Source organism: Pseudomonas palmensis (assembly GCF_017848315.1).
GTDB classification, from domain to species: domain Bacteria; phylum Pseudomonadota; class Gammaproteobacteria; order Pseudomonadales; family Pseudomonadaceae; genus Aquipseudomonas; species Aquipseudomonas palmensis.
The window spans coordinates 18,604-38,070 of record NZ_JAFKEC010000005.1; the positions used below are offsets into that span (position 1 = coordinate 18,604).

28 protein-coding genes, 1 tRNA gene and 2 pseudogenes are annotated in these 19,467 nt (G+C 62.8%); 14 read left to right on the top strand and 17 right to left on the bottom strand.

Features of this window, described 5'->3' with window-relative positions; all coding sequences use genetic code 11:
• Nucleotides 1-49 precede the first annotated feature (49 nt).
• On the top strand, nt 50-517 hold the full coding sequence (locus JZZ72_RS04550) for an anti-virulence regulator CigR family protein (RefSeq protein ID WP_082405690.1): 468 nt from the start codon (nt 50-52) through the stop codon (nt 515-517).
• A gap of 72 nt (nt 518-589) precedes the next feature.
• Here the strand turns inward: JZZ72_RS04550 and JZZ72_RS04555 are convergent, their stop codons facing one another.
• Nucleotides 590-1,075, bottom strand: coding sequence for a GNAT family N-acetyltransferase (locus JZZ72_RS04555; RefSeq protein ID WP_210014097.1), 486 nt, complete (start codon nt 1,073-1,075; stop codon nt 590-592).
• A 65-nt stretch (nt 1,076-1,140) separates the two neighbouring features.
• Between JZZ72_RS04555 and JZZ72_RS04560 the strand changes: the two genes are divergently transcribed.
• The 3 genes from JZZ72_RS04560 to JZZ72_RS04570 all read left to right on the top strand — a co-directional run bounded on the left by JZZ72_RS04560 (nt 1,141) and on the right by JZZ72_RS04570 (nt 2,341).
• The gene (locus JZZ72_RS04560; protein WP_210014098.1) at nt 1,141-1,350 is read left to right on the top strand and encodes a hypothetical protein; all 210 of its coding nucleotides are present in this window, start codon (nt 1,141-1,143) and stop codon (nt 1,348-1,350) included.
• A 39-nt stretch (nt 1,351-1,389) separates the two neighbouring features.
• On the top strand, nt 1,390-1,809 hold the full coding sequence (locus JZZ72_RS04565; protein WP_143516626.1) for a hypothetical protein: 420 nt from the start codon (nt 1,390-1,392) through the stop codon (nt 1,807-1,809).
• 235 nt (nt 1,810-2,044) lie between these two features.
• A complete protein-coding gene (locus JZZ72_RS04570; RefSeq protein WP_043861706.1) occupies nt 2,045-2,341 on the top strand; it encodes a hypothetical protein in 297 nt (98 codons plus the stop codon).
• 34 nt (nt 2,342-2,375) lie between these two features.
• Here the strand turns inward: JZZ72_RS04570 and JZZ72_RS04575 are convergent, their stop codons facing one another.
• On the bottom strand, nt 2,376-3,524 hold the full coding sequence (locus tag JZZ72_RS04575; RefSeq protein ID WP_210014146.1) for a serine hydrolase domain-containing protein: 1,149 nt from the start codon (nt 3,522-3,524) through the stop codon (nt 2,376-2,378).
• Between the two features lie 169 nt (nt 3,525-3,693).
• Here JZZ72_RS04575 and JZZ72_RS28060 point away from each other — a divergent pair.
• Nucleotides 3,694-3,885, top strand: a pseudogene (locus tag JZZ72_RS28060) (hypothetical protein); the annotation flags it as partial.
• Between the two features lie 129 nt (nt 3,886-4,014).
• Here JZZ72_RS28060 and JZZ72_RS04585 read toward each other — a convergent pair.
• From JZZ72_RS04585 to JZZ72_RS04600, 4 genes are all read right to left on the bottom strand, one after another.
• Nucleotides 4,015-4,341 carry a DUF2388 domain-containing protein gene (locus JZZ72_RS04585; RefSeq protein WP_043861709.1) on the bottom strand — a complete coding sequence of 109 codons (327 nt, stop codon included), beginning with the start codon at nt 4,339-4,341 and terminating at the stop codon, nt 4,015-4,017.
• 25 nt (nt 4,342-4,366) lie between these two features.
• On the bottom strand, nt 4,367-4,699 hold the full coding sequence (locus tag JZZ72_RS04590) for a hypothetical protein (RefSeq protein ID WP_043861710.1): 333 nt from the start codon (nt 4,697-4,699) through the stop codon (nt 4,367-4,369).
• Between the two features lie 155 nt (nt 4,700-4,854).
• Entirely contained in the window at nt 4,855-5,109 is a 255-nt protein-coding gene (locus JZZ72_RS04595; RefSeq protein ID WP_054914290.1) for a hypothetical protein, read from the bottom strand.
• 46 nt (nt 5,110-5,155) lie between these two features.
• Nucleotides 5,156-5,743 carry a GNAT family N-acetyltransferase gene (locus JZZ72_RS04600; protein WP_282361326.1) on the bottom strand — a complete coding sequence of 196 codons (588 nt, stop codon included), beginning with the start codon at nt 5,741-5,743 and terminating at the stop codon, nt 5,156-5,158.
• Between JZZ72_RS04600 and JZZ72_RS04605 the strand changes: the two genes are divergently transcribed.
• Nucleotides 5,721-6,143 (top strand): hypothetical protein, encoded by a 423-nt coding sequence (locus tag JZZ72_RS04605; RefSeq protein WP_116053622.1) that lies wholly within the window; start codon nt 5,721-5,723, stop codon nt 6,141-6,143. The two genes, JZZ72_RS04600 and JZZ72_RS04605, sit on opposite strands and share 23 nt — an antisense overlap.
• Nucleotides 6,144-6,175: 32 nt before the next feature.
• Here JZZ72_RS04605 and JZZ72_RS04610 read toward each other — a convergent pair whose 3' ends face one another.
• Nucleotides 6,176-6,583 carry a hypothetical protein gene (locus JZZ72_RS04610; protein ID WP_078481846.1) on the bottom strand — a complete coding sequence of 136 codons (408 nt, stop codon included), beginning with the start codon at nt 6,581-6,583 and terminating at the stop codon, nt 6,176-6,178.
• A 638-nt stretch (nt 6,584-7,221) separates the two neighbouring features.
• On the opposite strand from JZZ72_RS04610, the pseudogene JZZ72_RS28215 reads away from it, so the two are divergent.
• The 3 genes and pseudogenes from JZZ72_RS28215 to JZZ72_RS04620 form a co-directional block, all read left to right on the top strand.
• Nucleotides 7,222-7,497: pseudogene (locus JZZ72_RS28215) on the top strand (methyl-accepting chemotaxis protein); the annotation flags it as partial.
• A gap of 45 nt (nt 7,498-7,542) precedes the next feature.
• On the top strand, nt 7,543-7,893 hold the full coding sequence (locus tag JZZ72_RS27740; protein WP_268968920.1) for a CZB domain-containing protein: 351 nt from the start codon (nt 7,543-7,545) through the stop codon (nt 7,891-7,893).
• A 78-nt stretch (nt 7,894-7,971) separates the two neighbouring features.
• On the top strand, nt 7,972-8,268 hold the full coding sequence (locus JZZ72_RS04620) for a hypothetical protein (protein ID WP_043861715.1): 297 nt from the start codon (nt 7,972-7,974) through the stop codon (nt 8,266-8,268).
• A 71-nt stretch (nt 8,269-8,339) separates the two neighbouring features.
• On the opposite strand, the gene JZZ72_RS04625 is transcribed toward JZZ72_RS04620, so the two are convergent.
• On the bottom strand, nt 8,340-8,741 hold the full coding sequence (locus JZZ72_RS04625) for a glycine zipper domain-containing protein (protein WP_210014100.1): 402 nt from the start codon (nt 8,739-8,741) through the stop codon (nt 8,340-8,342).
• Between the two features lie 168 nt (nt 8,742-8,909).
• Between JZZ72_RS04625 and JZZ72_RS04630 the strand changes: the two genes are divergently transcribed.
• From JZZ72_RS04630 to JZZ72_RS04640, 3 genes are all read left to right on the top strand, one after another.
• A complete protein-coding gene (locus tag JZZ72_RS04630) occupies nt 8,910-9,101 on the top strand; it encodes a hypothetical protein (RefSeq protein ID WP_043861717.1) in 192 nt (63 codons plus the stop codon).
• A gap of 113 nt (nt 9,102-9,214) precedes the next feature.
• Nucleotides 9,215-9,748 carry a chalcone isomerase family protein gene (locus JZZ72_RS04635; RefSeq protein WP_078481844.1) on the top strand — a complete coding sequence of 178 codons (534 nt, stop codon included), beginning with the start codon at nt 9,215-9,217 and terminating at the stop codon, nt 9,746-9,748.
• Nucleotides 9,745-10,269, top strand: a complete 525-nt coding sequence (locus tag JZZ72_RS04640; RefSeq protein ID WP_043861719.1) for a DUF3833 domain-containing protein — start codon at nt 9,745-9,747, stop codon at nt 10,267-10,269. Before JZZ72_RS04635 ends, JZZ72_RS04640 begins: the two co-directional genes overlap by 4 nt.
• Here the strand turns inward: JZZ72_RS04640 and JZZ72_RS04645 are convergent.
• From JZZ72_RS04645 to JZZ72_RS04685, 9 genes are all read right to left on the bottom strand, one after another.
• On the bottom strand, nt 10,238-10,738 hold the full coding sequence (locus JZZ72_RS04645) for a DUF2878 domain-containing protein (RefSeq protein WP_210014101.1): 501 nt from the start codon (nt 10,736-10,738) through the stop codon (nt 10,238-10,240). The two genes, JZZ72_RS04640 and JZZ72_RS04645, sit on opposite strands and share 32 nt — an antisense overlap.
• A 26-nt stretch (nt 10,739-10,764) precedes the next feature.
• Nucleotides 10,765-12,036 (bottom strand): SAM-dependent methyltransferase, encoded by a 1,272-nt coding sequence (locus JZZ72_RS04650; RefSeq protein ID WP_210014102.1) that lies wholly within the window; start codon nt 12,034-12,036, stop codon nt 10,765-10,767.
• Nucleotides 12,023-12,838 (bottom strand): DUF1365 domain-containing protein, encoded by an 816-nt coding sequence (locus JZZ72_RS04655; RefSeq protein ID WP_210014103.1) that lies wholly within the window; start codon nt 12,836-12,838, stop codon nt 12,023-12,025. Before JZZ72_RS04655 ends, JZZ72_RS04650 begins: the two co-directional genes overlap by 14 nt.
• Complete coding sequence (locus tag JZZ72_RS04660; protein WP_043861723.1) at nt 12,835-14,082, bottom strand: NAD(P)/FAD-dependent oxidoreductase; 1,248 nt, start codon at nt 14,080-14,082, stop codon at nt 12,835-12,837. Before JZZ72_RS04660 ends, JZZ72_RS04655 begins: the two co-directional genes overlap by 4 nt.
• Nucleotides 14,079-14,843, bottom strand: a complete 765-nt coding sequence (locus tag JZZ72_RS04665; RefSeq protein WP_043861724.1) for an SDR family NAD(P)-dependent oxidoreductase — start codon at nt 14,841-14,843, stop codon at nt 14,079-14,081. Before JZZ72_RS04665 ends, JZZ72_RS04660 begins: the two co-directional genes overlap by 4 nt.
• Nucleotides 14,840-15,262, bottom strand: a complete 423-nt coding sequence (locus tag JZZ72_RS04670; protein ID WP_210014104.1) for a nuclear transport factor 2 family protein — start codon at nt 15,260-15,262, stop codon at nt 14,840-14,842. The genes JZZ72_RS04665 and JZZ72_RS04670 overlap by 4 nt, the downstream gene beginning before the upstream one ends.
• Nucleotides 15,263-15,470: 208 nt before the next feature.
• Nucleotides 15,471-15,555, bottom strand: a tRNA-Leu gene (locus JZZ72_RS04675).
• Nucleotides 15,556-15,664: 109 nt separating this feature from the next.
• On the bottom strand, nt 15,665-16,369 hold the full coding sequence (locus JZZ72_RS04680) for a YoaK family protein (RefSeq protein ID WP_043861726.1): 705 nt from the start codon (nt 16,367-16,369) through the stop codon (nt 15,665-15,667).
• A 14-nt stretch (nt 16,370-16,383) separates the two neighbouring features.
• Nucleotides 16,384-16,578, bottom strand: a complete 195-nt coding sequence (locus tag JZZ72_RS04685) for a hypothetical protein (protein ID WP_210014105.1) — start codon at nt 16,576-16,578, stop codon at nt 16,384-16,386.
• Nucleotides 16,579-16,847: 269 nt separating this feature from the next.
• Here JZZ72_RS04685 and JZZ72_RS04690 point away from each other — a divergent pair, with 269 nt between their 5' ends.
• Together JZZ72_RS04690 and JZZ72_RS04695 are read left to right on the top strand one after the other, a co-directional pair.
• A complete protein-coding gene (locus JZZ72_RS04690) occupies nt 16,848-18,011 on the top strand; it encodes a two-component system sensor histidine kinase NtrB (protein WP_043861728.1) in 1,164 nt (387 codons plus the stop codon).
• A 4-nt stretch (nt 18,012-18,015) separates the two neighbouring features.
• Nucleotides 18,016-19,461, top strand: a complete 1,446-nt coding sequence (locus JZZ72_RS04695; protein ID WP_043861729.1) for an ATPase domain-containing protein — start codon at nt 18,016-18,018, stop codon at nt 19,459-19,461.
• Nucleotides 19,462-19,467 lie beyond the last annotated feature (6 nt).

Genomic DNA, 19,467 nt, shown 5'->3' on the forward strand with positions numbered 1-19,467 from the left:
ACAGCGTCGTCTACATTGGAGGGGCTATCCCCTTTCTGAGAGTACGGCCATGCTCAAATCGAAAACGTTGATCTCAGTGCTATCAAGCCTTGTTTTAGTTACAGGCTCGGTCGGCGCATGCGCTGACCCCGGTAATGGAAAAGGGCAAGGCAACGGAAAGGGTAACGCTCACAATGCTCAAGGCCACGGCAACCAGGGGAGCGGGGCTAAGGGAACGCGTTCAGGGCAAAATGACTGGGACCACGGCCCGAACATTGATCGTGGCAGCGTCCTGAACGTTCTGAACAGTTACCACAATTATTGGGCCCCAGGCCCAGCACTACCGCCTGGCATCCAGAAGAACTTGGCACGAGGAAAACCGCTCCCTCCTGGCATCGCGAAAAAGCTCGACGCAAGACTTATCGGCCATCTACCGCGCTACGATGGCTATGAGTGGCAACAAGCTGGCACAGACTTGATTCTCGTTGCTATTGCCACTGGCATCATCTACGAAGTGATAAATGGAGTGCTGGATTAAGCTCGATCTATTAGAAGCTCGCATCAGGCTTTACAGGCGGCGCGCTTGCTCCTCTGGATGCGAGTTGGAGGGTTACGGGTGCTGTGCGCTTGGACCGACAAGGAGCCGATAGCGCCTGAAGTGCGTACCGTCGATATCAACTTCTCCGTCAGGGCGAAACCCTAGGCGCAGTACACCTTTGATTCGAACTCTGGTTGGTGGAAGCAGTAGGGTAATCGACTCCAGCCTCAACTCCTGAACAGCGCGCCGTACGATTTCATTGAAAATTACCTTTCCCAATCCCCAGTAGTGTGGATGGAGCACCAAGGCAAGATCGGCGTCGTCGCCCTCTTTCTGTAGCCCACCCCAACCGGCAAATTCATTCTCGACGAAGAAGGCCCAGGGCCCATATCCGTTAAGGACCCATTGGGCCTCTTTTTGGGCGACCCATGCCTTGCATTTTTTTTCGTCAAAGTCGGGGCGGCCCAAGGGCATCTGGCGTAAGACATCTGGATTGTTGTTAAGCGCCATGATGTCATCGGTTGAAACATCGCTGAGATGTCGGAACGTTAGCTGCATGATTTGCCTTGCGGATGACTTGATGTTCACCAATACCGGCAACTCACCATTATTTCAACGTCCAGGTGCGTGATGAGCAGACCGATGCCGCCACCATCGCCGACCGGATCAACCAGCAAAAGCTGAACCTGGCCAATAACTACAGTGATAGCGCCTGCGGCATGAGCCTCGACGAGTGCAACCAGAAGCTGGCGGCCCTTAAATTATGCTCATGCAGAAAAATGGCTCAAAAAAAGCCCGCGCTAGACGGGCTCAAGTATGCGTCGGGACAGTGACCTCACACGTTATGAGGGCTCAAATCGGGTGCCGCAAGCATGACACAGCCAACTACGGCGCCAGACTTCCAACTTGTCGTATTGCGCGACGTTGAACCGCCAATGACGAACAAAACCGATCACGCCGATTGCAATGAACGCAACGCCAATGAAGAACCTGGTCCAATCGACTCCCCACCAGGTGTTCATGAGTTTAAGGCCGTCATACAGGATGATGGAGCCCACGATCGTAAGTATGACGGGCCCCAGCAAGCGTTTGCCTGGTGGGGGAGAGACGCTGGCGGCCAGGTCAGTCTGATGTTTACCCGTCGTCTCGACCGTAACACTTGGCCCTACTCCGGATTGCACTTGATGAGTGGTTTTGATGCGGGAGGTGCCTGCGGCATGGATAACGGACAGCAGTTGAACATTTTGCCCGTGACAGTGTGGGCACGCGACGGCATTGTGACTTACCACTAGTTCATTCCTTTGAAATGACAAAGTGCGCATTTTAAAACAGCTCCGAACATTCTTGCACTTGGTGGCATTTTGCTTGCAGCCACTTTGCTGGTTGACCGAGAGGGGCTCTTTTCATCTTGAATCCATCGCTGTGGTAGCGCATTCGATTCATCCGCCCCTGCACCAGGGTGGCGTGCACCGTTGAAGTGAGCTATTGCTGATGTTTCGGCACCTGGCCGACTCAGGAGACAATTCGATGAAACAGCTACTGTTGGGCGCCTTGCTGGTGAGCGCTGCCGGCATTGCCCATGCGGACATCCCGCTGCTTAACGCCACCTGCCCAGGCAACATCGAGGTTCACGCCGATGAAGGCGGGCCGATCTATATCAATGGCAAAGAGGCCACGTTGAAGAAATTCAACGACAACTATTTCGAAGCCAAGGGCAGCGGGATAACCGTGTCGCTCACCATCAGGCCCGACGGCTCGCCGGATGTGTCGTACACCGGCAAGAATCGTGCGAATGGCGTCTGCGAACTGGCCGATCAGGACTGAAACGCCAGCGCCCGGTAAGCGCTGGCACGATGCGTCACTCAACCGCTGCGAAGGCAAGTGCCGCAAGCGTTCTGGCGCGAGGGTCCATCAGCACATGGCTGCCCATGGTGGTGGTCACGAAACCAAAGCTCATCTCCCGGTCTGGGTCTGCGAACGCCACCGGCCCGCCCAGCCCAACATGACCGAATGCCTGCGGCCCCATGCAATAGGACGCGTCAGGGTCGGCGGCATGTTCCATCATGCAGCCCAGGCCATAGCGCATGGGGCGCCGCAGGGTCTGGTCGAACCCTGCACTTTGCTCTGTGCCGAACGCCTTCAACAGTTGTGGCCCCAACAACTTGCCTTGCAGCAGGGCACTGTAGAAGCCCGCCAGGCCATGGGCGTTGCCATGGCTGCAGACGCCCGGCTGGTGGTAGCCCCACCAGCGCGGATTACCCGTACGGGTGGGTGAAAGGCTGGGGTTGGTGAATGCCAGGGTCGCCACATGCGCAGGCTCATTGATAATGAGGGTGCGCAGGTCCTGTGCGAACCGGTCACCCACTCGGCCGGGCGCATGCTCGAAGTGAGCGATACGCTTGAACTGATCGGCAGGCACGCCCAGGAACACATCCAGCGCATGGGGTTCGAGGATCTCCTGATGTATGAAAACCCCGGCGTCGCGACCGTCCACGCGGCGGATCAGCTCACCGATGATCCAGCCATAGGTGGTCGCGCCGTACCCCACCTGTGTGCCTGGCGACCACCACGGCTGTTCGTCTGCTGTCACCTGGGCCATGTGGTTCCAGTCGTACATGTGGGGCGTGCGATCCGGCAGGCGCAGCGCAGGCAAGCCGCTGGTATGGCTCAACACCTGGCGAAGGGTGATTCGTTCTTTGCCGTGTCGAGCGAATTCAGGCCAGTGTTTGGCCACGGGATCATCCAGACCCAGTCGGCCCCGTTCCACCAGCATGAGTACCGCCACAGCGGTGATCGGCTTGATGGTGCAATAGGCGTTGATCAGGGTATCGCGCTGCCAGGGTGCATGGCCGTGCGCATCCTTCACGCCGCCCCAGATGTCTACGACGGTCTTGCCGCCGACCTGTATGCAGACACCGCCACCGCGCTCGTGGGGCTCTTCCAGGATGGCGGCGAAGGCCTGGCGGACCGGTTCAAAAGCAGCGTCACATCGTCCTTGTACCTGCATCTCATTGACTCCATTCGATCGAGCGCTGAACTCTAGCCCGTACTGCGCGGTGGGGGTGCCGGTGCCCTGCGCTTGTGCGCACCGTTCGTCCAGTGCCCGGCACTCCCACACCCTGCGAGGCTTCTCACGCTTATGCGCGGGCATCCCGTGCAGCAGCCTGGAGAGCACCATGGACATCGACGAGAACGCACCTGGCAACAGGTCACAGCAGGGCGTTACGCGCACCACCGACAACGAAACCGGTCACGATCCAAGGCGCGAGGCGCCAGAGGTGCCACTGCCGCCTGACGACGAAGCGGCGGTCGAAGAAGACATGACCGATGTGGAGGCCGGCAACTCGGTACTGAGCGAGCATCCCGAGGCAGGAAACCACAGTCGCGACGACCACCCGCATGCGGGCTCGCCATTGCGCGAGCAGGGCGATGGGAGAAAGGAGACGCGCGACGTGCCTGCGAGCGATCCTGAGTCCGGTGCCTGAACCCTCGCCTGGTCAGTAGGTGGCTGTGATCGCCTGAGCCAGCTGCCGATCTGTCATCAAAGGTGGCCGGGCGGTCGCACGATAATGCCGAGACGCCTGCTCGAACTGTGCGCCGCGTATCTGGCCATCCGAGCCAACGAAGGCCAGCGCGTCGCTTCTGGCCGACTTGAACAGATCGGGCGCATTGAAGGTCAGCGCGGTGGTGCCCGCCACCAGGATGCTCGGCACGAATGTGGTGTACATCAGCGCCTTGTCGAACGGATTGGCGTTTTCGGCAGCCGCAGCGTGGCTGCTGGCCAGGACAAGCAGGGCGGCGCCCAGGGCGTTCCATACGGTCATTTGCGGTTCCATTGCACCGGGTGGCTTAGCGTGATCTCAGGCTTCGATGCAGGCTCAGCACGCCCTTGTCGTCGAACAGAAAGATGATCTGGTTGCCCACGTTGTCCTGGCAGATGACGCCTTCATTCTGGCTGTCGACGATGCCCTGGCATGCCATGTTCGACACGTAGGGGCGCAGTTGGCACTTGAGCGTCTTGCCATCTTCGATCACCAGTTGGTGGTTGGGCGAGATGCTCTGCGGGTCTGGGGCCGGGCAAGTGCCCTGGCCCCAGTCGATGCCTTGATGATTGGGCTGATGATTGGGCTGGGTGGTGCAGCCGGCCAGCAGCACCAGGGGCAACAGGTACTTGCACTTCATGGTCACGGGTCCTGGTAGTTGCATCATTGTTGCGTTAGCGCTGCAGACTACAGGGTGAGGGTTTTCATTACCCTGCACTGAGTCTCGTTTTGAAAGATTCGCCCGGGCGATGCCAGTGCTGCGCCGGGGCGGTGCCGCCATCGATGGGGAGTTCGCTAGCGCGCGGGCTCACCGTCGGCCAGCCCTCTGGCCAGGTCCACGGCTGCGGTAATGGCGGCCCTGGCCTGGGGGCTGTTCTTCCAGCAGGTCGAGCCCAATGCGGCAGATGCCTGGGCAAGGATGTCAGTGACATCCGATCTGCCCAGCTCGGCCAGGGAATCGATGCCCATCTGCTCGAGCCGGGTGATGACGGTGGGGCCTACGCCCTTGAGCGCCAGCAGGGCAGTACGTTCTGTCGGGGAAAATGCCATCGATGAAATCCTTTTCTGTTCTGTAGAAGCCTGGCGACAAGCCCGCTCAACGCATGAACTTCACGAACACCAGTTCCGGGTCGCCCGGGTCGAGGTTTTCGATTGTCCCGCTGTGTTGATAGCCCAGCTGTGCCAGGAGTTGGCGCATCGGCAGGTTGGAGGTGTTGGTGGATGTGAACACCTTCTGCGCCGAGGCGACTCGCTCCAGGTGTGTCATCAGCTGGCGGCCGACACCGGTGCGCCTGGATGCATCTGAAACGACCACCAGGGGAATGAAGTACTCACCGAAAAAGCTTCGGTCCAGGCAACCATAACCCAAGGGGGTGGCGGCGTCGTTCGCTTCGCAGGCAATCCAGCACTCACGTGCGCGGATGGCCTGCGCAAGCTGCTCGCGGCGGCGTTCATCGTTGCGTGCAACAGCGTCAATGCCTGTCAGGTGGTGGATGTCCTCTGCCAGGGCCTGCCTGATAGATAGGCTCATGGTCTCGCCTTGTCGGTTTGATGCCGCGAAGTGTACTTCAGGGACACTGAATCCATAAAAGTCGCGATATACGCAACTTGGCGCTACAGTGCCGAATAGTCCCGTCATGGTCTGAACAAGGAAGTTTGCGATGATAGCGAAGTTGATGGTCACCGTTGGTATCGTGTTTTACGCCGTCGTGGTACCGATCCTCGAAATCAATGATACCCACGTCTTCAATCAGGCCTGGGAGCCACACGCGCGCCTGCATGAAACCTGGCAACTCTTCACCAATACCGCCATTGGTGCGTACAGCGTCTGGCTGGTGTGGGGGCGCGATAACCTGAGGCTGGCGAGCCTGCTGACCCTGTTCGTTACAGGCGGGTTCCTGATGGCGTACTGGCTGCGCGATGGCTACGGCGGCTCGATGGTACTCACAGACGGTTCGGAGAAGATGATCCTGGGCGTCAACCTTGGTCTTTTTGCCTACGCGCTGGCCATTTTGCTGGCGGGGCTTGCGGTCGCCCTCGAGCGGCGCGGGCCCGATAGGTCGCTGGGGGCTGACCAGCGCTAAGCCGTTGACCAAGGGGGGGATGAAGGGGCGCGTCACCCCGCCTGCCGTTCCCGCCGCAGTGTATGCCACAACAGGGCGGCCGACAGCAGGCCGGGCATCATGAAGATATACACGAGCTGCGGGAACTTGTGAGTGAAGCCGGCCAGCACGCCGCCCCATATCAGTGTGACTGCCACCCCGCAGATCAGCAGGCGGCGGTTGGGTACCACGGGTATTTCAGCCATCGCCAGCAGGTAGATCTTCCAGCACGACCAGAGGCCGAACAACGAAATCGACATCAGGCCCATGGCTATGGGTATCGCGAACAGCGGTTGCTCACTGATGACCAACATCGGGAAGAAAAAACCGATGCACCCGGCAATGAACAGCAGCGTCAGGGGCATCAGGCCCAGTACGGCAGCCAGGGTGAGGCCCATTCGAAAGGTGGTGAGTTTGTCCATACAGCTACCTGCGACAACGAAGAGAAAACACTGCAGCCCACGCACTGTGCCATGGCCATGGGCATTTTCAAGGGCGCGAAAAACGCGATGTAGACGCTCTGGGCAGTGCGCAAGGGGCCAATTCATGCATGATGGCTGATTGATGTCAATGTTGCCTCCCTGCTGCGCCTTTAAAATCGAGGTACATATCGATAGGCGTTGCGTGCCGGGGAGTTGTGGCAATGTTTGGTGGAAAGTGGCGAGAACAGGTCAACGCACAGGCGCGTGAGTTGCAGGAGCTGAAGCAGCAGAATCTGGCGCTCCAGCAGGAAAACCAGCAACTGACCGATTTGCTGGCGCAAACCCAGGGTGAGCAGGCCGAGCTCAATGCCTACAGCCGTTACCAATGTGATCTGCACAGCAAGATGGGCATGTTCGACGAGTCGATGAAGCAGACCCGTGATGGGGTGGTCAGCCAGGCCGAAACCCTGCGCGGGGAGGTCGACCACCTCAAGGCCAACAGCGGCGTGTTCAGCGAGACGTCCGAACTGCTTTCGTCGTTCTCCACCTCGCTCACGCACATGGCCGGTCAAGGCGTGAGCAGTGTCGAGAGCGTGACCCACCTGCAGGCGCGGGTCAGCGAAATCAGCAGCATCGTGGGTTTGATCAAGGCCATTTCAGACCAGACCAACCTGCTGGCACTCAACGCTGCCATCGAGGCGGCGCGGGCCGGTGAGCAGGGGCGCGGGTTTGCGGTGGTGGCCGACGAGGTACGGGCCCTGGCCCAGCGCACCCACCAGGCCACCCAGGACATCAGCGTGCTGGTGGACGCCATCAATGTCGATACCACGGCGGCGAGCAACTCGATCGGCAACCTCTCCAATGAAGCCACGCGCCTGGCTGGCGACGTGTCGACCTCGGCGCAGACCCTGGACGAAATGGTGGTGATGGGGGACCACATGACCACCCTGATCGAGAACATGGCACTCAGTTCGTTCTGCGAGGCGGTCAAGCTCGACCACCTGTTGTTCAAGCTGATGGTGTACCTGCGCCTGTTCAATCAGGACCCGAACCTTGAGCTGTCGGACCACAAGCATTGCCGCCTGGGCAAGTGGTACCTGATGCCGGAAACCCAGCAGATCTACCAGCACGACCGGGCATTCGCCCAGCTCGACGACCCCCACCGTATCTGCCACGAATCGGCCAGCCATGCGCTGCACCAGGCGCAGCACAAGGACTGGAGCGCGGTGGTGGCCTCGCTGGACAGCATGGAGACCGCCAGCCTCAAGGTGAACCAGGTGCTGCAGGCGCTCGCCCATCGCGGCAACTGATCGACAGTTGCAGGCACCGGCGCGAGGGAGCAAAAGTGGTAGGATCCGTGCGATCGGATCGGGTAAAGGGAGTGCTGCATGGTTGGGGAGCTGGATGAGCGCGACGTCGCGCGTCGTTTCTGCGTTGTCTGTGCAGTCATCATTGCGGCGGTTGGTCTCTGTGCTTCCCTGTACTGCCTGTTGAGCCCGGCCAGCATGTTCCCCTCGCTGGGCCCGGTGCTGGCGATCTTCGCGCTGGCACTGACCAACCTGCTGTGCCTGCCACTGGTGTTTGCCTATTGGCTGTTGGCGTTCCGGCCTGATGGTGCTCGGGTGTTGCTGATCGTGCAGGGCATCGCAATGGCGGCATTTGTGCTGTGGTACAGCGTGGTTTGACTGCAACTGTGCTGCAATGCAAAACGCAAACGTCCGGCACATGGCCGGACGTTTGCGTAGTGGCAGGCGACTTAACGGTGGCGGTGCTTGCGCTTGTGCTTGCTGTTGCTTTGCCTGTTGTCATCTGCCAGATGATTGCCCACCGCGCCTCCGGCCGCGCCGCCCAGGCCGGCGCCGACGGTCGAACCGGTGGAGCCGCCCAACGCATTGCCGATCAACGAGCCGCCGGCCGACCCCAGGCCACCGCCCACGGCGGCCTGGGTGCGGTTGCCCTTGCGCGCACCGGCCGCGCTACCTGCAGCGCCACCCAGCCCGGCACCGATGGCGGCGCCGGTGCTGCCGCCGATCTGCTGGCCAACCACATTGCCCAGTGCGCCGCCTAGCCCGCCACCGATGGCGGTGGTGCCGTCGCCGGCAGCGGCAGTCAGGGGCAGCAGGATACCCAGGGCGAGGGTAGGCAGGGTGAAACGCATGATGTGAACCTCAGGTACTTGATCTGCAAGATGATTTTTTGGTGCTGTTCAGACCGCGCGCTGAAGGTTTGGTTTCCCGTCGCGCCATTTAAAAACGTGGTGCGCCCTTGCGAGGCTTCGCGGGCCTCGGCGAAGATGGCCGATTGGCTTTTGCACAGTGAGGTTGATATGGCGCAGTACAAGACCGTTGGCGAGCTGGTGGCAGCCTTGTCGCGGCTTCCACAGGATGCACGGGTGGTGGTTCAGGGTGGCCTGGGCCTGAAGGACATCAGCCTGTTCGGGGCAGGACAGGTCCAGATCGAGTTCAAGGAGCAGATCATCGACTCCTCGCCGTCGTGGGTAGTGTTCGTCAAGCAGTGACTTCTGCAGGCTGTGCTAGCGTGTACAGATACGGCAATTAACTTGTACATAAAATTTTCCATGTGCAAGTATCGCCGCACCCCCCCGCCCAAGGGCCTGCCAGGGAGTACCGCATGCGACCGCCACCCATCGCGCTGTGCAGGCTGCTGTTGCTGATCGGTGTGCTGGCCTGCGGTTACGCCCAGGCGGGGTGGCGGGCCGACCTGCCGGATGCGCTTCTGGTAGGCAGTGCTGAATTCAGGACCTGGGGCCTGGATATCTATACGGCGCGATTGTGGGCCCCCGGTGCACGCTTGAATGAGGGCGATGGCTTCGCCCTCGAGATCACCTACCGGCGCGCGGTCAGTCGCGAGCGGTTGGTCAAGGTCAGCCTCGAGGAGATCCAGCGTCTGTCTGCCACCCCGCTGACGGCAGCGCAACGGGACCAGTGGCAGGCGCAGATGCAGCAGGCGTTCGTGGATGTCGAGGCGGGTATGCGCATCACGGGCGTGTACGTTCCCGGGCTTGGCTGTCGCTTTTATGTGGGGGAGCGCCTGCAGCACGAAGTGCGTGACCAGGCATTCGCCCGTGCGTTCTTCGCCATCTGGCTGGACCCTCGCAGCCGCTACCCCGACTTGCGTCGGCAACTCCTTGGAGCTTCCCCATGAAAGCCTGGTACCTGTTGGTGTTCCTGCTGTTGGCCGGCTGCGGCAATGTCGATGTCGAGGCTTACCGCAACCAGTCACCGGCGTTCGACCTGCGTCAGTACTTCAACGGCCGCGTCGACGGCTGGGGCATCGTGCAGAAGCGTTCCGGCGAGGTCATCAAGCGTTTTCACGTGCTGATCGAAGGGCGCAGCGAAGGCGATAACGTGGTGCTGAACGAGCACTTCACCTACAGCGACGGCACCCGGCAGCAACGCACCTGGACCATTCGCCCGGACGGCCCGGGACGTTGGCGCGGCACGGCCGGGGATGTGGTGGAAGAGGCGCGCGGGCAGAACGCCGGTTTCGCCTTGCGCTGGCAGTACGTGCTCGACGTACCGGTGGACGGCAAGACCTGGGCCATCCGCTTCGACGACTGGATGTACCTGCTGGACGATAACACCCTGGCCAACCGCTCCTACATGACCAAGTTCGGCATCGAAGTCGGGCAGGTCACCTTGTTCTTTCGCAAGCAGGTGCAGTAGGCCGGCCGAGACGGTGCAGTACCGGCAGCAGCAAGGCCCACACGGCGGCAAGCACCAGCAGGCTCGGCCAGGTGCCCAATGGCAGCCCGGCACCGGCAAGCTGCACACCGCCCCAGTAGGACAACGGGCCGCCCACCGCGCCCAGCAGGCTGGCCCGCCACCAGGGGTTGGCGGTCCAGTGCAGGCTGTGGCGCAAGGTGCAGGCGAACACCGGCCACAGCAACAGCAGCCAGAACGGCGGCAGCCAACGATGACCGCCAAACTCGAACACCCCAAGCGCCAGCAGCAGGCTGTCGGTCAGCCAGCCGCACAGGCTGACGGCGACGATCAGGCGCACCTCGCCGGGCTTGGCCAGGCAGCTCAGGTGCGTCACCAGGCAGGCCACTGCCACTGCCAGCAAGGCGGGGTGGCGAGCACCCAGCACGCAGGCGAACCAGCCAAGCTGAAACAGCAGCGCATTGCCCAGCACCGCTGCCCAATGCGCTGTCCGCCGGTTCAGCCTGGTTGCCCCAGCAGCGGTGCGGGCCGTGCGCCGGCCTTGGCCAACAACAGCTGGGCGGTGCCGATGGCACGCTCCAGAAAGCCCCCCTCGCAGTAGCACAGGTAGAACTCCCACAAGCGGTAGAACGTGTCGTCATAACCCAGCGCCTGCAACGGCTGGCGCGCCTGCTGCAGGTTCTGGTGCCAGCAGCGCAGGGTGCGCGCATAGTGCAGGCCGAATTCTTCCATGTGGTGCAGGTTCAGATCGGTGTCGCGGCCCATCACCTGCAGCATCACCCCTACCGAAGGCAGGGCGCCGCCCGGAAAGATGTAGCGCTGGATGAAGTCGACCGAGCGGCACGCCTGTGCGTAGCGCTGTTCGCGGATGGTGATGCTCTGCAGCAGCATCAGGCCATCGGGCTTGAGCAGCCGCGCGCATTGCCTGAAGTAGCTGCTGAGGTAGCGATGGCCGACAGCTTCGATCATCTCGATGGAAACCAGCTTGTCGTACTGGCCCTGCAGGTCGCGGTAATCCTCCAGCAGCAGGGTGATGCGGTCCTGCAGGCCGGCTTCGTCGATGCGTCGACGGGCATAGGCGAACTGTTCGACCGACACCGTGGTGGTGGTTACCCGGCAGCCGTGGTGACGTGCCGCGTAAATGGCCAGGCCGCCCCAGCCGGTGCCGATCTCCAGCAGGTGATCGTCGCGGGTGAGGGCGAGCTTCTGGCAGATGCGCTGCAACTTGTAGTGCTGGGCCTGTTCCAGGGTATCGTCGGCCCCCTGAAACATGGCCGCCGAGTACATCATGCTCGGGTCCAGCAGGCGCTCGAACAGTTCGTTGCCCAGGTCGTAATGGGCGGCGATGTTGCGTCTGGCGCCGCGCCGGGTATTGCGGTTGAGCCAGTGCAGGCCATGCAGCAGCGGGCGCCCCAGGCGTGTCAGCCCGCCTTCCAGGCCGTCGAGTACCTCCAGGTTCGCCACCAGCACGCGGACCACGGCGGTGAGGTCCGGGCTGGTCCAGTAGCCGTGGACGTAGGCTTCGCCTGCGCCAATCGAGCCGTTGCTGGCCACCAGGCCCCATAGCGCGTCGTCCACTACCTGGACATGCCCTTGCAGGCTCGCGCCGGCGTTGCCGAAGTGGTGCACCACATTGGCTTCGATGACCACCAGTGCGCCGTGGCGCAGGCGTTCGAGCTGGCGCAGCACAGCGCGCCGCAGCAGCATCACGCCGATGCCGTTGCCGGCGGACGCGAAGCGTTTTGCCGGGATTGCCTCAGGGCTCTTCATGGGGGGTGTCCTTTGCGCTGTCGGGTGCATTGATCGGTTTGGCTCGCCGCCAGGTGCCCCGGGCGGCGAAGTGGTCGAACAGGCGATGACGCTTGAGCAGCAGGCGCAACGCCTGCCAATGGATGGCCAGCAGGGTCTTGGCGGTCATCCACGGGAAGCTCAGCAGGTGCCGGTGCAGGCTGCGTCGGTCCAACTCGATGCGCGCCAGGTTCAGCACGGCGCTGAACACCCGGGTGTGTGCCTGCCAGTCCTCCATGCGCACACGGATACGCGCTGCAGGTGTGCAGAAGTGCATGCGGTATTCCAGGTCGGCGGGCAGGAACGGCGACACATGAAACGCCTTGGCCACGCTGAAGTTCCACGGCCCCGGGCCGTCGGCGGGCAACACGTAGTGAAAGCGTTCGCGCCAGGGCGTGTTGGTGACCTCGCAGAGAATCGCAGCCAGACGCCCGTCACCTTCAAAGCAGTAGAAAAAGCTCACCGGGTTGAAGGCCAGGCCCCAGCTGCGGGGTTGGGTCAGTACGCACACCGGCCCTTGGGGGCGGTGGTGCAGCACCTGTTCGAGCAGGTCCAGCACGGCGCTCTTGAGGGGCGTGCCCTGGTGAGTGGCGGCTGGCAGATAGTCCCGCTCGTCGAAGGCAAAGGCGCTCCACCGGCCCCCGCCGGCCAGCCTCGACAGCGCTGGCAGCTGCGCCTGCTCGTCCAGGTCCAGGTACAGCAGGCCGATGCGGTAGGCAAAGCCGAAATCCCCCCTGGCGGGGCGGCGGTGGCTGACCCAGCCCTGGTAGAGCGCGCTGTTCACAACTGCTCACCAAATTGTGCGGCCACGCGCAGCGCGCTGACCACGCCGTCTTCATGAAAGCCGTTGCCCCAGTACGCGCCGCAGTAGTAGCTGTGTCGGGCACCGCACAGTTCGGCGTGACGCGCCTGGGCCCGTACCCCGGCCAGGCTGAACTGCGGGTGGGCATAGGTGTAGCGGCCAAGGACCTTGCCGGGGTCGATGGCGCCGGTCTGGTTGAGGCTCACGCAGAAGGTCTGCGGGGCATCGATGCCCTGCAGAATGTTCATGTTGTAGGTGACGGCGGCCGGCTGGGACTGCGAGCCGCCCAGGCGGTAGTTCCAGCTGGCCCAGGCCAGGGGACGACGCGGCAGCAGGCGGGTGTCGGTGTGCAGGACCACGTCGTTGTCGGCATAGCGCAGCGCGCCAAGAATCTCGCGCTCGGCCTGGCTGGGATCATGCAGCATCAGCAGCGCCTGGTCGCTGTGGCAGGCGAACACCACCTTGTCGTAACGCTCCATGCCTGCTCGGCTGAACAGGCTGACACCGTCGGCATCGCGGGTCACGCCCAGTACAGGGCAGTTGAGGCGAATGCGTTCGGCAAACGGTGCGCACAGCGGGGCCAGGTAACTGCGCGAGCCACCTTCCACTACCCGCCATTGCGGGCGGTCGTTGACCGACAGCAGCCCGTGGTGCTTGAAGAAGCGCACGAAAAACTGCAGCGGGAAGCCCAGCATCTGCGCCAGTGGCATCGACCAGATGGCGGCCCCCATCGGCACGATGTAGTGGTCGATGAAACGCTCGCCGTAGCCGTTCATGTACAGGTAGTCGCCCAGCGAAAGGGTGTCGTTGACTCGCTGCTGCTCCAGGTCGTTCAGGGCCTGGCGATTGAAGCGCAGGATGTCGTAGAGCATGCCCCAGAAGGGCGGCGACAACAGGTTGCGGCGCTGCGCGAAGAGGCTGTTGAGGGTGTTGCCGTTGTACTCGTGGGCGGTCTGCGGGTCGTGGACCGAAAAGCTCATTTCGGTAGGGCGCGAGGCGATGCCCAGCTGATCGAGCAGGCGGATGAAGTTGGGGTAGGTCCAGTCGTTGAACACGATGAACCCGGTATCCACCGCGTAGTGTCGCTCGCCAAGCTGCACGTCGACGGTATGGGTGTGCCCGCCAATCCGGTCACTGGACTCGTACAGCGTGATGGCGTGCTGGCGCTGCAGCAGGTGGGCGCAGGTAAGCCCGGCGATACCGCTGCCGATGATGGCTATCTTCATGGGTGGGGTTCCTGGCGCAGTGGCCGTGACAGGTGCTTGCCCAGTGCCAGTTGCAGGCTCACCGGCAGCAGCGCGACCAGGCGCAGGCCGGCGATGAACAGGAGCGGAAATGCAATGGTGTACGGGCGCTTGTGCAGGCGCCGGGCAATATGGCGTGCGGCCTTTTCGGCGGGCCAGCACAGCGGCATGGGGAAGTCGTTGCGCCGGGTCAGCGGGGTGTCGACGAAGCCCGGGCTGACCAGCGTCACGGCAATGCCTTCGCGGGCCAGGTCGATGCGCAGCGATTCGAACAGGTAGCGCACCGCGGCCTTGGAGGCGCCATAGGCACCGGCGCGGGGCAGCGCCAGAAAGGTCACGGCGCTGGCCACGGCCACCAGGTGCGGCTGTCGGCCCTGGCGCAGCAGGGGCAGGGCAGCCTCCACGCAGTGGCTGGCACTGAACAGGTTGGAAGCCACCACGCGCTCGACCATGGCGGCTTCGAAGGCTTCGCTGTCCAGGTACTCGCAGGTGCCGGCGTTGAGTATCACCTGGTCCAGGCCACCCCAGGCCTGGGCGATCTGCTGGGCGATCGCGCGCACCTGGTCACCCTCGCGAAGGTCGCCCGGTACCACCAGTACCTGGTCGGGGTAGCGCTGCGCCAATGCCTGCAAGGGCTGGACATTGCGCGCGCTGACCGCCAGGCGATGCCCCTGGGCCAGCAGCAGGGGGGCCAGTGCCGCACCAATGCCGCTGCTGGCGCCGGTCAGCCAGATGCGTCTCATGCCAGCCTCCGCTTGAGCCAGCCGATCACGCTGCCCATCACCGGCAGGTGCTCGTACAGCAGCGCCCCGGCGTCGAAGTAGTCATGGTGCAGGTAGACCTTGTCGCGCCACATCAGGTGCGAGCAACCCTGTACCTGAACCGGGCGCCCACCGTTCAGGCGCGCATGCCGGTAGTGCAGGGTCCAGCGCAGGTAGCCCTTCCCGTCGTCGACCTGGTCATAACCGTGGAACTCGAAGCGCACCTGATCGACGTTGGCGTACAGCTGAGCGAAATAATCCTGCAGCGCGGCCATGCCGTGGATCTGATGCAGCGGGTCACGGAACTGGACATCGTCGCTGTACAACTCGCACAGCACACCCAGGTTGTGCGCGTCGATGGCGCAGAATCGCTCTGCAAAGCGTTTGAGATACTCGGACATTGCCTGCACCCATGACCATTGTGGTCATTTAGTTGTACACGTATTGTTATTTGTACAAGATATTTGCAGGTTAGAGGGAAATTTGTACAAGTCAATTCATCCCTGCAGATTTTGCTGCAGGGAGATGGACGCAGGGGCAGGGGCAAGGCGAGGGAGAACGCAGGACGCAGAAAGCAGAAAAGCGCCCCAAGGGGCGCTTTTCAGAAGATGGTGCGAGTGGCGGGACTCGAACCCGCAAGGCTCACGCCGGCAGATTTTAAGTCTGCTGTGTATACCAATTCCACCACACTCGCACGGATCATCCGGCTGCAAGGTCAGGCACAGGGTGTGTGCGACACTTTACCTTCCGGATCAAGGCGGCTTTATAACTCATCGTTATATTCGAGTCAACTCGCGCACCCGCTACTTTGCCATGTAACGCCGCAGCCAGCGACGCGGAATCAGCAGTGACACGATGGCCAGTGCCAAGGCGAAGCCACCGCAGGCCATCAGCGCCGCCAGGCCGTAGCGGTGCTCCAGCAGCCCGCCCAGCACTGCGCCGCCGAACATGCCGGACCACGGCACCAGTTGCACGCGCCAGCCCGGACGCCGCTCCCCCATCAGCCAGCGGCCCAGGCCGCGGCCAAAGCGCGACAGGGCGCCGGTTACATAGGTCAGCCCGATGGGCAGCCCGTTCACCTCTTCGACCGCCGCATTGAGCATGCCCATGGCGATGATCGCGCCCAGCAGCGCCGGCAACTGCGCCTGCGCGCCCCACAGGCCTGCCCCCAGCAGCAGTGCCGCCGACAGGGCGAGCAGCGGCCATGCTCGCTTGGCGCTCAGGCGGGCGATGATCACCCCCAGCGCGTTGCCGGCAATGAAGGCGCCGATCAGCAGGGCCAGGCGGGCCACCAGTGCCCAGTGCGCATCGCCCAGGGCGACGGCCATGCGCGTGGTGTTGCCGCTCATGAAAGAAACGAAATCGCCGGTGGCGAGAAAGCCGATGGCGTCGGTCATGCCCGCCAGCACCGACAGGGCGGCGACGAAAAACAACCCGACGCGGCCCCGGCGCTTGTAGACGAGGGTAGTCAGCGGCCCGCGTTGGCCCTGTGGGCGCTCTGGCAGCATGGGCGTCTCCGGGGCTAGGGTTCGATGCGGTCGGCCACGCTGCGCAACTGGTCGATCGATGCCTGCAGCCCATTGATGCTGCGCTGCACTTCCAGGGCATCCTGCGGGTGGGCCGAGTGCTGCAGGTAGCGCGCATGCCCGGCCATTTCGCGCGCGATCTGCTCCAGATTGGCGGCGGTGTGCTCCAGGTCATCGTGAATGCCTTTCATCCTTGCATCTGTGGTCAACGTCCTTCCCCCGGTTGCGCTTGCACCTGTGGACTATAACAAGTTGCCCCCTGGCCCGGAACGATTTCCCCGGGCACTGCCCGGATAGGTGAGCACCCGTTGACACCGGGCAATCACTGCGCCACTGTTCCGCCAGTGATTTATCGTTCACGTCCTGCAGGTCGATACGACTGTTTCGAAATTACGGAATTGCAGAGGCGCCCGGTTGTCTACCTTCTCATTGTCCTCACTGCGGTGCCTGCGGGTTTGCCATGGATTCTTCCCAGCGCTCTGACCTTCAAACCATGCACGCCAGCCGCTATGAGCAGTTGGTGCAGACCGTTGCGGACTACGCCATCTATATGCTCGACCTCGAGGGCCATGTGGTGTCGTGGAACCTGGGGGCCCAGCGCATCAAGGGCTACAACGCCGACGAGGTCATCGGTCGGCACTTCTCGATGTTCTTCACGCCGCAGGATTGCGCCGAAGGCCGGCCTGGCTGGTTGCTCAATCGTGCGCTGAGCACCGGCGGGGCACAGGACGAAGGCTGGCGCATGCGCAAGGACGGCACGCAGTTCTGGGCCCTGGCGGCACTGGATGTGATTCGGGACGAGCAGGGCGAGGTGGTCGGGCTGGCGAAAATCACCCGCGACATCACCGATCGTCGGGAAGCCGCATTACAGTTGGACGCCATGCGTGCGCAGCTGTTCCAGTCGCAGAAGCTGGAAGCCCTCGGCCAGCTTACCGGGGGCATGGCCCACGATTTCAACAATCTGCTCACGATCATCATCGGCTCGGCCAAGCTGGCCATGACCTCTCGCGACCCGCAGCGTACCGAGCGCCTGTTGCAGCATATCGTCGATGCCGGCGAACGCGGCAGCCAGGTGACCCAGCAGTTGCTCGGGTTTGCCCGGCGCAAGGTGCAGAGCACAAGCCGGGTCGATGTGGCGCAGTTGGTCCGGGCGAGCCAGGCGTTGCTGTCCCAGGCGCTGCCCAAGGGCATCGAATTGCAGGTAGATATCCAGGGCGAGGTATCGGATATCGAGGTGGACAGCGGCCAGTTGCAGATGGTGCTGCTCAACCTGATCTTCAACGCCCGTGACGCCATGGATGCCGAGGGGCGCATCGAACTGGTTGCACGCAACCAGGTGCTGCAGGGGGAGTGGGACGGGCTGGTTGGCGATCATGTGCTCATCAGCGTGCGCGACCCCGGACGTGGTATCGATGCTGCGGTGTTGCCGCGCATCTTCGAACCGTTTTTCACCACCAAGAGTTTTGGCAAGGGAACCGGCCTGGGGTTGAGCCAGGCCTACGGTTTTGCCAAGCAGAGCAACGGTTGCATCAGGGTCGAGAGCGAAAGCGGTCGCGGCACCTGCATGACCCTGTGCCTGCCGGCATGGCAGCCACCCCAGCCCGACAACCTTCAAAGCGAGTGAACCTATCGTGGAGCAGCTCAAGCGTCTTGCTACAGGCATCGAAGGTCTGGACGACCTGCTCAAGGGCGGCCTTGTGGCCGGCTCGTCCTATATCGTCCAGGGTCGCCCGGGCTCGGGCAAGACCATCCTGGCCAACCAGTTGGCGTTCAACCATGTGGCCACGGGCGGGCGGGTGCTGGTGGCGACGCTGCTGAGCGAGTCCCATGAGCGTCTGTTCCAGTACCTGTCCACCCTGAGCTTTTTCGACCCTGCGCTGGTGGGCAACCAGCTGCAGTTCGTCAGTGCCTTCGATACCCTCGAAAGCGAGGGGCTGGAGGCGGTGGTCAAGCTGCTGCGCGGTGAAATCGGCCGCCAGGGCGCCTCCCTGCTGATTGTCGACGGCCTGCTCAATGCACGTTCACGCGCCGAAAACGTGCTCGACACCAAGAAGTTCATTTCAGAGCTGCAAGGCCATGCCGCGTTTGCCGGCTGCACCTTGCTGCTGCTTACCAGTTCGCGCCTGGATGACGGCAGCCCGGAACACACCATGGTCGATGGCGTCATCGAGCTGGGCGAGGACCTGTACGGCGCACGTTCGGTGCGACGCATCCAGTTGCGCAAGACCCGCGGCAGCGGGGCGCTGTCCGGGGTGCACGAATGCGAGATCACCGAGCAGGGGCTGAAGGTGTATCCGCGCCTTGAAGCACTCTACAGCCACCCCTCCAGCCCGGGCAGCGAGGTGTTGACCCGCGTCGGCACGGGCCTGGCCAGTCTCGATGGCTTGCTGGGCGGGGGCTTTCCCAGCGCTTCGGTCTCACTGGCGATGGGGCCGTCGGGTATTGGCAAGACCTCCCTGGGCCTGAGTTTTCTGGCCGGTGCCACAGTGGCCGAGCCGGGCCTGCATTTCGGCTTCTACGAGACCCCGCAGCGCTTGCGCATCAAGGCCAGGGCCATCGGTATCGATCTGCCGGCACTGGAGAAAAGCGGGGCGGTGCACCTGGCCTGGCAGCCCACTACCGAAGGGTTGCTCGATGGCGTGGGCGCCCGTTTGCTCAGCCATGTACGCAAGCACCGCATCAAACGGGTGCTGATCGACAGCCTGGGCGCGTTTGCCCGGCTCGCCACCAACCAGGGGCGGCTCAACGAGTTCTTCCGTGCGCTGATGGGCGAGCTGCGTGCCGAGGATGTGACGGTGTTGGCGACCTGGGAGATGCGCGACCTGTTCGGCTCTGAAATCAACGCACCCGCGTCGGAGCTGTCGTCGATCGTCGACAACCTGTTCCTGATGCGTTTCGTCGAGCTGGACGCCGAGCTCAAACGCTTGCTGTCGATCCTCAAGGTGCGCGACAGTGAATACGATCCGGCCCTGCTGGAGCTGGTCATCCGTTCGACAGGCATCGAGCTCGACAAGGCGTTCGTTCAGGCGAGCGCGGTGATGTCGGGCACCGCTTCATCGGCGCAAGGGGCATGAAAGCCC